This window comes from Pseudomonas corrugata, assembly GCF_050920615.1.
Lineage (GTDB): Bacteria > Pseudomonadota > Gammaproteobacteria > Pseudomonadales > Pseudomonadaceae > Aquipseudomonas > Aquipseudomonas corrugata.
The window spans coordinates 253,900-269,406 of record NZ_CP130434.1; the positions used below are offsets into that span (position 1 = coordinate 253,900).

Annotated in this window: 14 protein-coding genes; 5 read left to right on the plus strand and 9 right to left on the minus strand. The window is 59.7% G+C overall.

Annotated elements, in window-relative coordinates; genetic code table 11:
* Positions 1–27: 27 nt before the first annotated feature.
* From QZH45_RS01090 to glyQ, 4 genes are all read right to left on the minus strand, one after another.
* A complete protein-coding gene (locus QZH45_RS01090; RefSeq protein WP_024777770.1) occupies positions 28–807 on the minus strand; it encodes a lysophospholipid acyltransferase family protein in 780 nt (259 codons plus the stop codon).
* 80 nt (positions 808–887) lie between these two features.
* On the minus strand, positions 888–1,421 hold the full coding sequence (gene gmhB / locus QZH45_RS01095; RefSeq protein ID WP_024777769.1) for a D-glycero-beta-D-manno-heptose 1,7-bisphosphate 7-phosphatase: 534 nt from the start codon (positions 1,419–1,421) through the stop codon (positions 888–890).
* 3 nt (positions 1,422–1,424) lie between these two features.
* Positions 1,425–3,479, minus strand: coding sequence for a glycine--tRNA ligase subunit beta (glyS, locus tag QZH45_RS01100; protein WP_055135071.1), 2,055 nt, complete (start codon positions 3,477–3,479; stop codon positions 1,425–1,427).
* Positions 3,476–4,429, minus strand: coding sequence for a glycine--tRNA ligase subunit alpha (gene glyQ / locus QZH45_RS01105; RefSeq protein ID WP_024777767.1), 954 nt, complete (start codon positions 4,427–4,429; stop codon positions 3,476–3,478). Before glyQ ends, glyS begins: the two co-directional genes overlap by 4 nt.
* 81 nt (positions 4,430–4,510) lie before the next feature.
* Here glyQ and tag point away from each other — a divergent pair, with 81 nt between their 5' ends.
* The 4 genes from tag (at position 4,511) to QZH45_RS01125 (ending at position 8,120) form a co-directional block, all read left to right on the plus strand.
* Complete coding sequence (gene tag / locus QZH45_RS01110; protein ID WP_024777766.1) at positions 4,511–5,068, plus strand: DNA-3-methyladenine glycosylase I; 558 nt, start codon at positions 4,511–4,513, stop codon at positions 5,066–5,068.
* A gap of 42 nt (positions 5,069–5,110) precedes the next feature.
* Positions 5,111–5,998, plus strand: coding sequence for a lysophospholipid acyltransferase (locus QZH45_RS01115; protein WP_024777765.1), 888 nt, complete (start codon positions 5,111–5,113; stop codon positions 5,996–5,998).
* Positions 5,999–6,808: 810 nt separating this feature from the next.
* Positions 6,809–7,165, plus strand: coding sequence for a DUF6124 family protein (locus QZH45_RS01120; protein ID WP_069018369.1), 357 nt, complete (start codon positions 6,809–6,811; stop codon positions 7,163–7,165).
* 166 nt (positions 7,166–7,331) lie between these two features.
* Positions 7,332–8,120 carry an SDR family NAD(P)-dependent oxidoreductase gene (locus tag QZH45_RS01125; protein ID WP_024778394.1) on the plus strand — a complete coding sequence of 263 codons (789 nt, stop codon included), beginning with the start codon at positions 7,332–7,334 and terminating at the stop codon, positions 8,118–8,120.
* A gap of 367 nt (positions 8,121–8,487) precedes the next feature.
* Here QZH45_RS01125 and QZH45_RS01130 read toward each other — a convergent pair whose 3' ends face one another.
* The 5 genes from QZH45_RS01130 to QZH45_RS01150 all read right to left on the minus strand — a co-directional run bounded on the left by QZH45_RS01130 (position 8,488) and on the right by QZH45_RS01150 (position 12,968).
* Positions 8,488–9,615, minus strand: coding sequence for a GGDEF domain-containing protein (locus tag QZH45_RS01130; RefSeq protein WP_024778395.1), 1,128 nt, complete (start codon positions 9,613–9,615; stop codon positions 8,488–8,490).
* A 329-nt stretch (positions 9,616–9,944) separates the two neighbouring features.
* The gene (locus QZH45_RS01135) at positions 9,945–10,319 is read right to left on the minus strand and encodes a lysozyme inhibitor LprI family protein (RefSeq protein WP_080686221.1); all 375 of its coding nucleotides are present in this window, start codon (positions 10,317–10,319) and stop codon (positions 9,945–9,947) included.
* A 118-nt stretch (positions 10,320–10,437) separates the two neighbouring features.
* Positions 10,438–11,208 carry a MetQ/NlpA family ABC transporter substrate-binding protein gene (locus QZH45_RS01140; RefSeq protein WP_024778397.1) on the minus strand — a complete coding sequence of 257 codons (771 nt, stop codon included), beginning with the start codon at positions 11,206–11,208 and terminating at the stop codon, positions 10,438–10,440.
* A 78-nt stretch (positions 11,209–11,286) separates the two neighbouring features.
* Positions 11,287–11,961, minus strand: coding sequence for a methionine ABC transporter permease (locus QZH45_RS01145; protein WP_024778398.1), 675 nt, complete (start codon positions 11,959–11,961; stop codon positions 11,287–11,289).
* Positions 11,961–12,968, minus strand: a complete 1,008-nt coding sequence (locus QZH45_RS01150; RefSeq protein ID WP_024778399.1) for a methionine ABC transporter ATP-binding protein — start codon at positions 12,966–12,968, stop codon at positions 11,961–11,963. Before QZH45_RS01150 ends, QZH45_RS01145 begins: the two co-directional genes overlap by 1 nt.
* 363 nt (positions 12,969–13,331) lie before the next feature.
* On the opposite strand from QZH45_RS01150, the gene katE reads away from it, so the two are divergent.
* Positions 13,332–15,470 (plus strand): catalase HPII, encoded by a 2,139-nt coding sequence (gene katE / locus QZH45_RS01155; RefSeq protein WP_024778400.1) that lies wholly within the window; start codon positions 13,332–13,334, stop codon positions 15,468–15,470.
* The last annotated feature ends 37 nt before the right edge of the window (positions 15,471–15,507 follow it).

A 15,507-nucleotide genomic window follows, 5' to 3' on the forward strand; every position in this document is an offset into this window, starting at 1 on the left:
AAACGGTACACAGCTTATCCACAGATATCAGACAGCGAGCTGATCTGTAGCTGCTGGCGATGTGGGGGCCGGGGGAAGCGAGCCCATGTCACGTTGGGTCTGTTCGTTCCAGGCCTGGACCCGGTCGTTGAGCTCGGCAATGGCGCGAGGCCCGCTGCCTTGGGCATACATCGGCTCACCGATCACCACGGTGATGACGCCAGGTTTCCTGATCCAGCCGGCCTTGGGCCAGAATTTTCCGGCATTGTGTGCAATCGGCAATACAGGCAGATCAGCATTCACAGCCAATGCAGAACCGCTGCGGGAAAACTTGCCGACCGTGCCATAGGGAACACGGGTGCCCTCAGGGAAGATCAACACCCAGACGTTGTCCTTGAGCAGTTCGTCGCCCTTCTGCGCCACTTGCTTGAGTGCAGCTTTGGGGTTGTCGCGATCGATGGCGATCGGCCGCAGCATCGCCATGGCCCAGCCGAAGAACGGCACAAACAACAGTTCACGCTTGAGCACCTGGCTCAACGGCTCGAAATAGGCCGACAGGAAAAAGGTTTCCCAGGTGCTTTGATGGTTGGACTGGATCACACAGGGGCGGTCGGGCACGTTCTCGGCGCCCTTCACTTCATAGCGAATGCCCAGGAACACTTTGCTCAACCACAGTGCGCAACGGCACCAGTACACGTTGATGAAGCGGTAACGCGCCTTGAACGGCATGAACGGCGCGACAAAAAAACTCAGGGAGCACCACAGCAAGGAGCTGGTGCCCAACAGCAGGTAAAAGAGAAAAGATCTGATGGCCTGCAATATCGACATAGCGGCATTTACCGTTGCGGGCAATGCCCGCCTGTTCAAGCGCTTCCCGAACAATCCTTGATCAGGATGTCTTGGGAGCTCTAATTGTGGATAAGTTCAGCGGCAATCGCCGCCAGGTCGTCAAAAATCAAGGTGCCTACCGGTAGGGTTTTGCCCTGAGTCTTTTCGCCTTTCCCGGTCTTTACCAAAACTGGCTGACAATCGACGGCCTTGGCCGCCTCCAGGTCACCGAGGCTGTCACCGACGAACCATACGCCCGCCAGCGGTACAGCATAATGCTCGGCAATGGCCCTCAACATGCCCGGCTTGGGTTTGCGACAATCGCAACCTTCATCCGGCCCATGGGGGCAATAGACGATCAGCCCGACTTCGCCACCCTGCTCGGCCACCAGGGCGCGCAAGCGCTCATGCATGGCGTCGAGGACCGCGAGGTCATAGTAACCGCGAGCAATGCCCGACTGGTTGGTGGCAACTGCCACCGTCCAGCCGGCCTTGCTCAACTGCGCAATGGCTTCGATCGAGCCGGGGAGCGGCAACCACTCTTCCACCGATTTGATGTAAGCGTCGGAGTCATGGTTGATCACCCCGTCCCGATCGAGAATCAGCAGTTTCAAGGTTTACCCCAGCAGCGATATGTCGGCGACGCCGAGGAACAGGCCACGCAGGCGTGCCAGCAGCGCGTAGCGGTTGGCTCGCACGTTGGTGTCTTCGGCATTGACCATCACCGCTTCGAAAAACGCATCCACCGGTTCACGCAGTGCCGCCAGGCGTGCCAGGGTTTCGCTGTACTGGCGTGCCGCGGCCATCGGCTGTACTGCCTGGTCTGCCTGCTGGATCGCCGAATACAGGGAGAACTCGTTGGCGTTGTCGAAGTACTTGGCTTCGACGGTGGCCGCGATATTGCCTTCGGCCTTGCTCAACAGGTTCGACACACGCTTGTTCACTGCGGCCAATGCTGCCGCTTCCGGCAGTTTGCGGAAGGCCTGGACGGCTTGCACGCGCTGGTCGAAGTCCAGGGCCGAACCCGGCTTCAGGGCACGTACCGACAGGTAGGTGGCGACGTCGACGCCTTCATCTTCATAACGCGCACGCAGGCGGTCGAAAATGAACTCCAGCACCGCATCGGCCAGGCCGGCGGCCTTGACCTTGCTGCCGAACGCGTTGACGGTGAAGGCCACCGCATCGTTCAGGTCCAGGTCCAACTGCTTGTCGATCAGGATCCGCAACACACCCAGCGCCGCGCGACGCAGGGCATAGGGGTCCTTGCTGCCGGTGGGCAGCATGCCGATGCCGAAGATGCCGACCAGGGTGTCGAGCTTGTCGGCGATGGCCACGGCCGCACCGGTCAGGGTGGTCGGCAGTTCGGCGCCCGCCCCACGGGGCATGTACTGCTCGTTCAGCGCCAAGGCCACGTCCTGCGGCTCACCGTCGTTGAGGGCGTAGTAGTAACCGGCGATGCCTTGCATCTCCGGGAACTCACCGACCATCTCGGTGGACAGGTCGCACTTGGACAGGATGCCGGCACGAGCCGCGCGCTGGGCGTCGCCGCCGATGCGTGGGGCAATGAAGGCCGCCAATTTCGAAACGCGCTCGGCCTTGTCGTAGACGCTGCCGAGTTTTTCCTGGAACACCACGTTTTTCAGGCGCTCGTTGAAGCTTTCCAGCGGTTGCTTCTTGTCTTGCTTGAAGAAGAACTCGGCATCGGTCAGGCGCGGGCGAACGACTTTCTCGTTACCGGCGATGATCTGCTGCGGGTCCTTGCTTTCGATGTTGGCGACCGTGATGAAGCGCGGCAGCAACTTGCCGTCGGCGTCCAGCAGGCAGAAATACTTCTGGTTGTCCTGCATGGTGGTGATCAACGCTTCTTGCGGCACTTCAAGGAAACGTTCCTCGAACGAGCACACCAGCGGCACCGGCCATTCCACCAGCGCGGTCACTTCGTCCAGCAGGCTTGGCGGCACGATGGCGGTGCCTTCCTGGCGGGTCGCCAGTTCTTCGGTGCGCTTGCTGATCAGTTCGCGGCGCTCGTTGGCGTCGGCGAGCACGTAGGCGGCACGCAGGTCGGCCAGATAGTTGGCCGGCGAGGTGATGCGCACGCTTTCCGGGTGATGGAAGCGATGACCGCGAGAATCGCGGCCGGCCTTCTGGGCCAGGATCGTGCAATCGATGACCTGGTCACCCAGCAGCATCACCAGCCATTGGGTCGGACGCACGAACTCTTCCTTGCGCGCGGCCCAGCGCATGCGCTTGGGAATCGGCAAGTCATTGAGGGAGTCTTCGACGATAGTCGGCAGCAGGCTGGCGGTCGGCTTGCCCTTGATGCTCTGGCTATAGCGCAGCTTCGGACCGCTCTGGTCGATTTCGCTCAGGTCCACGCCACACTTCTTGGCGAAGCCCAGGGCAGCCTGGGTCGGATTGCCATCGGCGTCGAACGCGGCCTGGCGTGGCGGGCCGTCGAGGTTGATGCTGCGGTCCGGCTGCTGGGTCGCCAGGCCGGTGATCAACACGGCCAGGCGGCGCGGCGCGGCGTAGACGTGCTTGGTTTCGAAGTTCAGGCCGGCCGTCTGCAGGCCTTTTTCGATACCGGCCAGGAACGCATCGGCCAGGGTATTCAGGGCTTTGGGTGGCAGTTCTTCGGTGCCCAGTTCAACCAGAAAATCTTGAGCACTCATTGTGCAGCCTCCAGCTTAGCCAACACTTCATCACGCAGGTCCGGGGTCGCCATCGGGAAGCCCAGCTTGGCACGGGCCATCAGGTAGGCTTGCGCGACGGAACGCGCCAGGGTGCGTACACGCAGGATGTATTGCTGGCGCGCCGTCACGGAAATCGCCCGACGTGCGTCCAGCAGGTTGAAGGTATGGGACGCCTTCAACACCATTTCATAGCTCGGCAACGGCAGCGGCTGGTCCAGTTCGATCAGGCGCTTGGCTTCGCTTTCATAGAAATCGAACAGTTCGAACAGCTTGTCGACGTTGGCGTGTTCGAAGTTGTAGGTCGACTGTTCCACTTCGTTCTGGTGGAACACGTCGCCATAAGTCACTTTGCCGAACGGGCCGTCGGCCCATACCAGGTCGTAGACCGAATCCACGCCTTGCAGGTACATGGCCAGGCGTTCCAGGCCGTAGGTGATCTCGCCGGTGACCGGGTAGCACTCGATGCCGCCGGCCTGCTGGAAGTAAGTGAACTGAGTCACTTCCATGCCGTTGAGCCAGACTTCCCAGCCCAGGCCCCAGGCGCCCAGGGTCGGCGATTCCCAGTTGTCTTCGACGAAACGGATGTCATGCACCAGCGGGTCGAGGCCCACGCGCTTGAGGGAGCCCAGGTACAGTTCCTGGAAGTTTTCCGGGTTCGGCTTCAGGACCACCTGGAACTGGTAGTAGTGCTGCAGACGGTTCGGGTTTTCGCCGTAGCGGCCGTCAGTCGGGCGGCGGCTGGGCTGCACGTAGGCGGCGTTCCAGGTTTCCGGGCCGATGGCACGCAGAAACGTGGCAGTGTGGAAAGTGCCGGCGCCTACTTCCATATCGTAGGGCTGAAGTACCACGCAACCTTGCTCGGCCCAGTATTGCTGGAGGGCGAGGATCAAGTCTTGGAAGGTACGCACGGCTGGCGTAGGCTGGCTCACGAAATTCACCTGTTTCTTGGGCTGCGATTTAAAGAGCGGGAGTATACCCGATTCGTTCGTGCGCACGCCCCCTGGAGCCTTATGCCACGCTGCTTTTGGTGTTCCGAAGATCCGCTGTACATGGCCTATCACGATCAGGAGTGGGGGACGCCGCTGCGCGATGCGCAGGGTTTGTTCGAGTTGCTTTTGCTCGAAGGGTTCCAGGCCGGGCTGTCCTGGATCACCGTGCTGCGCAAACGCGCCCATTACCGCGAGGTGTTGTACAACTTCGACGTACAGCGGGTGGCGCAGATGAGCGATGCCGAAATCGAGGACTTGATGCAAGACCCTGGCATCATCCGCAACCGCCTCAAGCTCAAGGCCGCGCGCCGCAACGCCCAGGCCTGGCTGGCCCTGGAAGACCCGGTGGCGTTCCTCTGGTCGTTCGTCGGCGACAGGCCCCTTATCAACCATTTCAAGGACCGCACCGAAGTGCCGGCCATCACTCCCGAAGCCGTGCAGATGAGCAAGGGCCTGAAAAAGGCCGGCTTCACCTTCGTCGGGCCGACCATTTGCTACGCCTTCATGCAGGCCTCGGGGATGGTCATGGACCACACCCAGGACTGCGACCGCTACGCCGAGCTGGCAAACGGCGGTTAGAATAGCCGGCTCGCAATACGCCCATGAATTCAGGAGTGACCTGTGGATAAGTTGAAAGGCGCCTTGCTGGTCGGCGCTCTGCGGTTATTTGCGCTGCTGCCTTGGCGGGCGGTGCAAGCGGTGGGGTCGGCCATCGGCTGGCTCATGTGGAAACTGCCCAACCGCTCCCGCGACGTGGTGCGGATCAACCTCGCCAAGTGCTTTCCCGAGATGGACCCGGCCGAGCGCGAACGCCTGGTGGGCCAGAGCCTGAAGGACATCGGCAAATCCCTGACCGAAAGCGCCTGCGCCTGGATCTGGCCGGCCCAGCGCTCTATCGAACTGGTGCGCGAAGTCGAGGGCCTGGAGGTATTGAAAGAAGCTTTGGCGTCCGGCAAAGGCGTGGTGGGCATCACCAGCCACCTGGGTAACTGGGAAGTGCTCAACCACTTCTATTGCAGCCAGTGCAAACCGATCATTTTCTACCGCCCGCCCAAGCTCAAGGCGGTGGATGAACTGCTGCAAAAGCAGCGAGTGCAACTGGGCAACAAAGTCGCGGCATCCACCAAGGAAGGCATCCTCAGCGTCATCAAGGAAGTGCGCAAGGGCGGCCAGGTGGGAATTCCCGCCGACCCGGAACCGGCCGAATCCGCTGGCATCTTCGTACCCTTCTTCGCCACCCAGGCCCTGACCAGCAAGTTCGTCCCCAACATGCTCGCCGGCGGCAAGGCCGTCGGCGTCTTCCTCCACGCCCTTCGGCTGCCGGATGGTTCCGGCTACAAAGTCATCCTCGAAGCCGCCCCCGAGGCCATGTACAGCACCGATACCGCAACCGCCTGCGCCGCCATGAGCCAAGTCGTGGAGCGCTACGTGCGGGCGTACCCGAGCCAATACATGTGGAGCATGAAACGCTTCAAGAAACGCCCGCCGGGAGAAGCCCGCTGGTACTGAAGGCCCGCCACTCCATAAGATCGGCCCCACCGGGATTTATGGTGGATGCAGAGTCTACGAACACCCAAGAACCCCTGTGGGAGCCGAGCTTGCTCGCGATGACGGCGACACAGTCAACATCGGTGCAAGCAGACCCACCGCCATCGCGAGCAAGCTCAGCTCCCACAGGATTGGGATGGATGCAATGTCTGTGAACCACCCGGGAAAACTGTGGGAGCGAGCCTGCTCGCGATAGCGCCCTCACAGCCGCCGCTGAATTAGCTGACTCCACCCTCCTGTGGCGAGGGAGCTTCGCAATAGCAGCCTGCAGGTGGCACCGTTCACCTGAACTGCACTTCCCTTGTGGCGAGGGGATTTATCCCCGCTGGGCTGCGAAGCAGCCCTAACTTCCTACAGACGACCCGCACCGGCCCTGCTTTCCAACCAAGCAGAGGCAGCCCCTAGCTCGCGAATTCCAGGCCTTCCCGTCGTCTGTTTATTCTCCCAAGGCCACCCTTCCCCCAACCCACGCATCCTTGCGCCTTTGCCTACAACTACGCCAGAATCCGCCCGCTTGTGCGCTTTGCCCCCGGGTTCTATCGTCTTCCTGCCACTGCTCATCAGTGGTCGGGTTTAGTAGCCCGTGGTTTTCCGCAAGATGCATGAGCTCCATTCAGGCAGGTATTTTCCATCCCTGTTCTTGATGGTGGCTGTGCGCAGGGCGCTTCGGCGCGCCGGCAATGCTGGAATCCCCGGTCTACTAACCTGCGTACAGCCGCCACCCTTCTTTTAGTAGGGAAGAGGTCGCGGCCTCACTGAGGATTCCAGCTTATGTTCAAAGTAACTCCAAACCCTCCGGAAACGGAGCAAGCCTCCCCGCGCACAAAATCCAGGACCAAAAAGCTCGATGAAGCCGCGGAGCGCGCCCTGGATTTCTATCTCTCACCCAAAGAGACGAAACCCGACGATCCCCAGCCGGGCCAGATATTCACAATCGTAAAAGACATCGACAACGAATCCCTGCTCGCCAACCTCACCGAAACCCTGGCCTCGGCTGACGCCATGGTCAACGACCTCGCCTTCGAACTGGAAGGTTCACGCCGTCATGTGGCACTCGGTATTCAGCAACTGATCGAGCTGGGTTCGTTGCTGGCAAATCGGGTGCTGGATAACGTTGAGTCGCGATAGCAGGTAGACATTCGCTCAATCAATGAAGCAAACCCGACACCGTGTGTCGGGTTTGCTTCGTTTTACTGGATTGTCGCTATCTTCAATCGTTGTACGAAGAACTCGTAAATACCGTCTCGCCAAACATCGCACAGCCCTCTGGTCCATTACTCAAGGAGTCCCTCCCATGAAAATCGACTTCACTGGCCGTTACGTTTTAGTCACTGGCTCCACCAGCGGCATCGGCTTTGCCACCGCCAAAGGCTTCCTCGAAGCCGGCGCCCACGTGGTCATCAACGGTCGCAGCGAGAGCAGCGTGCAGGACGCATTGCAGCGCTTGGGTGATCTTGCTTCCAAGGCCGAAGGTTTTGTGGGGGATCTCAGCAACGCGTCAGGCTGCCAGGCATTGGTCGCCAAGTACCCGCGCTTCGATGTGGTCATCAACAACCTGGGCATCTTCAAGCTGGAAGATTTCTTCGATACGCCAGACAGCGAATGGCAGCGCTTCTTTGAAACCAACGTGATGTCCGGCGTGCGTGTGTCCAGGGCTTATGCGCAGGGCATGGTCGAGCGTGGTTGGGGGCGGATTGTGTTTGTCTCGTCGGAATCTGGCGTGAATATTCCTGCCGACATGATCCACTACGGTTTCACCAAGACCGCCCAACTCTCCATTGCCCGCGGCCTGGCCAAGCGCCTTGCCGGCACCGGCGTTACGGTGAACTCGGTGCTGCCCGGGCCGACGCTGTCCGAAGGTGTTGCCCAAATGCTCCAGGCCGATGTCGAGCGCACCGGGGAAAGCCTGGAAAAGGTGGCAGCGGATTTCGTCAACGAGCACCGCAGCACCTCGATCATCCAGCGCGCGGCGCGGGTCGAGGAAGTCGCCAACATGATCATCTATGCCAGCTCGGAACAGGCCTCGGCGACCACGGGGGCGGCGCTGCGTGTCGATGGAGGTGTGGTGGACAGCATCGTTTAGCAGGGGCGCCTAGTGAGCGCATAGATGAGTGTCCTCACCAAGGTCAATCGACATTCCGAGCATACAAAAACGGGGCTGCATTCATGTGCGGCCCCGTTTGGTTTGATTCATGTGGCGAAGGTACCTGCTTCCACTGAATATGACGCTGCCTTGAAAGTTGCTGCACTCATCCGGTTTACCACGGCTGTACCACCGAGCGGGAGCAAGCTCCCTCGCCACGGATCATTTGCGTCTTCAAGACTTTGGCTTAACTTCTGATCATGCCCACACATTCTGGCGCCTTTACCTCCAGCTACGCCAGAACCCGACTGACTGTGCAGCTTGTCCCTGGAACCTATCGTTTTCCACAATCCGGGTAAATCCACCCCTACTGCGCCACCGCCACCTGATTACGCCCCAACGCCTTCGCCCGATACAGCGCCTTATCCGCATTGTTCATCAAGCTATTGAGGTCTTTATGTCCAGCCTCCGTCGACGCGACGCCCAGGCTGGCCGTTATCCCGTGGACAGGCTCGATTACCAACCCACCAATAGTCTGGACCAGTTCTTCTGCAATCCTGGTGGCGACCTCAATGGAAGTATCCGGAAGCAAGATCGCGAACTCCTCTCCCCCTAGCCGACCGTGAATATCCGTCGAACGGAAGGACGAGCTAATCACCATGCCCATCTGGCGCAACACCTGATCCCCAACCTGATGACCATAGGTATCGTTGATCTGCTTGAAATGATCCATGTCCAGCATCACGGCGCATAACTCCAGCCGGTTGGCTTTGCAGTGGTCATAGAGCCGTTGGGCATGCTCGAAAAAAGCCCGTCGACTCTTCAGGCCGGTCAGTTCATCGGTTTGGGCGGCGCGGGTTGAAATGCTGTTCGCCTGTTCCATTTCACGAGTCAGTCGAAAAGCGGTTTCCAGTGCCTGGGACATTTTGTGTGTGGCGCGGGCTGCAAATGCTGCGAACACTACAATTGAAAGCGCCATGCCAACCTGGATCGGGGACGGTTGGAACAGCAGCCAGGCTGTGCATGGCAACAGAACCAGGCCAATGGAGGCGAGCGTCATGTCGCGGTAGGCCGAGTAGCAGGACACCGCGCTGACGGACATGCCGACCGTAAAGAGCATGACCAGGGCCTGCGACAGAAGATCGTCCGCCGGCATGAGCGCCAATGCGCCGCCTCCCCAGATGCTGGCGGACAGCACGAGGGTGGTCCAGTATTTGCGCTCCCAGTGCAGAGGCGTGCGTTTGCTTTCGTCGCTGCGAACATAGGCAATGAACAAGGAGACGCGCAACAACGTCGACCCGGTCAGGATGGCCAGCCACCAGAAGATGACGCTGTGTTCAAAGCGATCCCAGCACAACCAACACAACATGATGGCCGCGAGGTAGCTGCCAAAAACTGCTGAAACCGATTGGCGAAAGAGTTGCTGTAGCCGGTCGGTTTGCACCTGCGCGGCGATGAACAAATTCTGGTCATCCCGAGATCCTAGGCAACTCATATGATCCACCTGATCGTGACGCAACTAAAAAGAACGATTGTGGCACCTCGCCAGCAACGCAAACAATCGAATTACACCTTCGCAAGACCCTGGAGCATTACCCAGCCCTCGAACGTATTTCAGGCATTTCAGAAATCGGGCGTTATCGGTCTCAATAAGTAGCTTGCACCAAGCATGAAAAAAGGAGCAGAGGACGAGATGAGTTCTGTGTTGGTGAATTGGGTGTCGGATAACGTCGAACCGCGATGGCAGGCAAAGAAAAACCCGACGCTTTACGTCGGGTTTTTCGTGGGGTGCGACTGCAAGCTCGACGTACTCAGTGTTACGGGTTACTCGACTTGCGACAGCTTGGCGTCGTCGCAACCGGCAGCACGGCACTCGCGCTCGACAGCTTTGAGTATGACGATACGCGCCTCGGTCTTCTCGTTGGCACAGTCCAGGTAGAGCAGGCCATCGTTGGAACAGGCGTTGTCACGAATTTTGATCCACTGGATCTGAGCGGCTTTTACTTTTTTCTTTTGATCCGGGTTCAGCGCGCTCATCGTCTTCTTGTATTGATCATTGATGTCCTGATCCGACTGAACCATTTTCAGCGACGCGCAATAGGTTCTGTCATAAGCGTTTCTAGGGTTATCGCAACTCATCGCAGAGGCCGATGCTGATGCCATTGCCAACAATGCCCCAACCAACAAAGACTTGATCACTACTTCTCTCCCTGAATGCCCTCTATTCATTAGAGGTCGTGGCGTGGAATTTATCATGAGTGCAAAAAAAACGGGCCTGCATTCCCACGCAGCCCCGTTTTTTTCATCACCGATCAGATCAGAACGCCGGCAAAACCGCGCCTTTGTACTTCTCCAGAATGAAAGCCTTCACTTCCGGGCTATGCAATGCAGCGGCCAGCTTCTTCATTGCGTCGCTGTCCTTGTCGTCCTCACGGGCCACCAGGATGTTCACGTAAGGCGAATCGCTGCCTTCGATCACCAGGGCATCCTTGGACGGATCCAGCTTGGCTTCCAGCGCATAGTTGGTGTTGATCAGCGCCAGGTCGACCTGGGTCAGCACGCGCGGAATGGTCGCGGCTTCCAGTTCACGGAATTTCAGGTCCTTTGGATTCTCGGTAATGTCCTTGGTGGTCGACAGGATGTTGGTCGCATCCTTGAGCTTGATCACCCCGGCCTTCGCCAGCAGCAACAGCGCACGGCCGCCGTTGGTGGCGTCGTTCGGGATCACTACGTTGGCGCCGCCTGGCAGTTCTTCGAGCTTCTTGTACTTGCTCGAGTAGGCACCCAGGGGTTCCAGGTGCACACCCGTCACGCTTACCAAGTGCGTGCCCTTGGCCTTGTTGAACTCATCCAGGTACGGCTGGTGCTGGAAGAAGTTGGCGTCCAGGCGCTTTTCGGCGACCTGGACGTTCGGCTGGATGTAGTCGGTGAAGACCTTGACCTTGAGGTCCACGCCTTCTTTGGCCAGTGCCGGCTTGACGAACTCGAGAATCTGCGCGTGTGGCACCGGCGTTGCTGCAACGGTCAGGGTGTCGGCGTGGGCGGAAAACGCTGCGGCGGCAGCGAAGGCAACCAATAACTTCTTCATTCAGCTAACTCCTTGTGGGGCGCCCGCTCTTGGCGCCTGCCAGCGAATGGCTGGCTCATGGTTTATGGGCACGAGGCCTTATTTTCTAGAGAAATGCACAACCAGCTTGTCGCCTACCGTTTGCAGGACCTGGACCAGCACCAGCAGCAAGACCACCGTGACCACCATGACATCGGTCTGGAAACGCTGGTAACCGAACCGGATCGCCAGGTCGCCCAAGCCACCGGCCCCGACCACACCGGCCATGGCCGTGTAGGACACCAGCGTAATTGCTGTCACCGTAATCGCGGCAAAGATGCCCGGACGGGCTTCCGGCAGCAAGGCGTTGACGATGATCTGCCGGGTGGTTGCGCCCATGGCCTGGGTCGCTTCGATGATGCCGCGATCGACTTCGCGCAGGGCGGTTTCCACCAGGCGGGCGAAGAACGGTGTCGCGCCGACCACCAGAGGTGGAATTGCGCCGGCCACGCCCAACGAGGTACCGGTAATCAATACCGTGAACGGAATCATCACGATCAATAGGATGATGAACGGCAGCGAGCGCAGGATGTTGACGATCAGCGACAACAGCGCATAAACGCCGCGGGCCTCAAGCAACTGGCGTGGGCTGCACAGAAACAGCAGCACCCCCAGCGGCAGGCCGAGCAGCACGGTGAACAACAGCGAACCGAACAGCATCAGGAAGGTATCACCGGTCGCCAGCCAGATTTCCAGCCAGTCGATATTTGAGAAGAACGAACTCAACAGGTCCATCAGCGCAGCACCTCCATGTGGACATCGGCCGCGGTGAAGTGGGCGAACGCCGCCTCCATGTCACCGCCGGTGATGGCGAGGGTCAGTTGCCCGTAGGGGGTGTCTTTGATGCGGTCGATTCGACCGGCCAGGATGCTGTAGTCCACGCCGGTTTCCCGGGCGACAGTGCCGAGTAATGGTGCGTAGGTCGCGTCGCCCTGGAATGTCAGACGCACGATGCGTCCCGGTACATGGGCAAAATCGTCGCGTTGTTCGCTCTCGTCGATTTGCTCGTCTTCCTGGACGAAACGCTTGGTGGTCGGGTGCTTGGGGTGCAGGAACACGTCGGCCACCGGCCCTTGCTCGACGATGACGCCGGCGTCCATCACCGCCACTTCATCGCAGACCCGGCGGATCACGTCCATTTCGTGGGTGATCAACACAATGGTCAGCTTCAGCTCGCGGTTGATTTCGGCCAGCAGTTGCAGCACCGACGCGGTGGTCTGCGGGTCCAGCGCACTGGTGGCCTCGTCGCACAGCAGAATCTTGGGCTTGGTCGCCAGGGCGCGGGCGATGCCGACGCGCTGCTTCTGGCCGCCGGACAACTGCGCCGGGTATTTCCTGGCGTGATCGGACAAGCCTACACGGGCCAGCAATTCAGCCACTCGCCGGTCGATTTCGCTACGGGACAACTCACCCGCCAAGGTCAGTGGCAGGGCCACGTTGTCGGCCACGGTCTTGGAGGCCAACAGGTTGAAGTGTTGGAAAATCATCCCGACCTGTTGACGGAAGCGGCGAAGGCCTGTGGCGTCCAGGGCGGTGACTTCTTCACCGTCGACGATGATCTTGCCGCCGCTGGCGTCTTCCAGGCGATTGATCAGACGCAGCAGGGTACTTTTTCCTGCACCAGAATGGCCGATCAGGCCGAAGACCTGACCGTTCTCGATCGTCAGACTGGTCGGGTGCAGCGCGGGGATATCCTTACCGGCGACGCGGTAGGTTTTATGGACGTTTTGAAACTCGATCACGTAGCGAACCTTGTGGGGCGCGTTGGAAAAGGGGGCAGCGGTTAGCCGGGGCGCATTTTAGCCTGTCTGTATAGAGGTCATTAGCATTTATTTCGCAATCTGGCTGCCATTTGGCAATAACACGATCGAAGGCCAGCAGGCCTGGGTGTCAGTTGTTGGGGGCTCACCCTGGTCGCTATCGGGGACCAAGCAGCCGCATCGTCGGCTTGGCGCCGGCCGGGAAAATCCAGGCACGTTCCGAGGGAACGGCTAGAACCCTCATCAGTCACTACATAAGCCACTCCCGAATGCCTGGGCGCCACTGCCCGGCGCTTGTCCGCAAGCCCTGTGTGGAAAGGGATCGAAACGAGGAGTTTATGTCTGATGAATACCAAGCAGCCTGCAACCGGCAAGAGCCAACTGGCCGGGACCGACACCCTGGATCGCGGCAACAGCAACGCCAAGCTTGAGAGCCTGGAGCCGTTTCGCTCCGATGCCACCGAACAGGCCTTGCGCACCAATCAGGGTGTGAAGATCGCCGACAACCAGAACACCCTCCGCGCTGGTGCCCGTGGGCCTTCGCTGCTGGAAGACTTCATCATGCGTGAAAAGATCACGCATTTTGACCATGAGCGCATTCCTGAGCGCATCGTTCATGCCCGCGGCACCGGCGCCCATGGTTATTTTCAAAGTTATGAAGCGCATTCGGCACTGACCAAGGCTGGCTTCCTGCAGGACCCGAGCAAGAAGACCCCGGTATTCGTGCGCTTTTCCACCGTGCAAGGCCCGCGGGGTTCCGGTGACACGGTGCGTGATGTGCGGGGCTTTGCGGTGAAGTTCTTCACCGACGAAGGTAACTTCGACCTGGTTGGCAACAACATGCCGGTATTTTTCATACAGGATGCGGTGAAGTTTCCAGACTTCGTCCACGCGGTAAAACCCGAACCCCACAACGAGACTCCTACCGGCGGCTCGGCCCACGACACCTTTTGGGATTTTGTCTCGCTGGTGCCGGAATCGGCTCATATGGTGATCTGGGCGATGTCCGACCGGGCCATTCCAAAAAGCCTGCGGAGCATGCAAGGTTTCGGCGTGCATACCTTCCGCATGATCAACGCCGAGGGCCGCAGCAGTTTCGTCAAGTTCCATTGGCGACCCAAGGTCGGTACGTGTTCGTTGGTGTGGGACGAAGCCCAGAAGCTGGCCGGTAAAGATACGGACTACCACCGTCGCGATCTGTGGGAGGCGATCGAGATGGGGGATTACCCGGAATGGGAATTCGGCGTGCAGATCGTCGCCGAGGAAGATGAGCACACATTCGATTTCGACCTGCTCGACCCGACCAAGATCATTCCTGAAGAACTCGTACCCATTACGCCGCTGGGCAAGATGGTGCTGAACCGTAATCCGGACAACTTCTTCGCTGAAGTCGAGCAGGTCGCCTTCTGCCCCGGGCATATCGTGCCGGGAATCGACTTTTCCAACGATCCTTTGCTGCAAGGCCGGCTCTTTTCCTACACCGATACGCAAATCAGCCGGCTCGGTGGACCGAACTTTCATGAGCTGCCGATCAACCGTGCGATCACTCCGGTGCACAACGGCCAGCGTGACGCCATGCACCGCACCACCATCGACAAGGGCCGGACCTCCTACGAGCCCAACTCCATCGACGGTGGTTGGCCGAAGGAAACCCCGCCCGGCCCGCAAGACGGTGGCTTTGAAAGCTATCCAGAGCGCATCGACGCCTACAAGATCCGCCAGCGCAGTGACTCGTTCGGTGACCATTTTTCCCAGGCGCGACTGTTCTACAAGAGCATGAGTGCTCACGAGCGGGAGCACATCATCGCGGCCTACAGTTTCGAATTGGGCAAGGTCGAGCGGGAGTACATCAGGGCGCGGCAGGTTAACGAGATCCTTGCCAACATCGATCTGGAACTGGCGGCGCGGGTGGCGAAAAACCTCGGATTGCCGGCACCCGCCGCATGCACCGTGGATGTGCCGACCCCTTCGCTGGAGACATCCCCGGCCTTGAGCCAGGCGAACCTGCTGTCTGGAGATATCAAGACGCGCAAAGTCGCGGTGCTGGTGGCGAACGGTGTCGATGGGGCGATCATCGATGCGCTCAAACAGGCACTGAAGGCCGAGGGCGCCCATGCAAAAGTTCTCGGGCCGACCTCCGCGCCGGTCATGACCGCCGATGGGCAGACGCTGCCGGTGGATGCGTCCATGGAGGGGTTGCCGTCCATTGCGTTTGACGCCGTGTTCGTACCGGGCGGCGCGCAATCGATTCAGGCCTTGAGTGCCGATGGCGTTGCGTTGCATTACTTGCTGGAAGCCTACAAACACCTGAAGGCCATCGCCCTCAACGGCGAAGCCAGGCAGTTGCTGGCGTTGCTGAAACTGGAGGCGGATGCAGGGCTGATTCCGGAGGCGGATGCCGGTAAGTTCGCGGATTTCTTTGCGGCGATTGCCCAGCATCGGGTTTGGGCGCGGGAGCCCAAGGCCAAGGGGATTCCGGCTTGATGAGCGTCTGAAAAGGGCTTTTTGCCTGTCAGGCCGC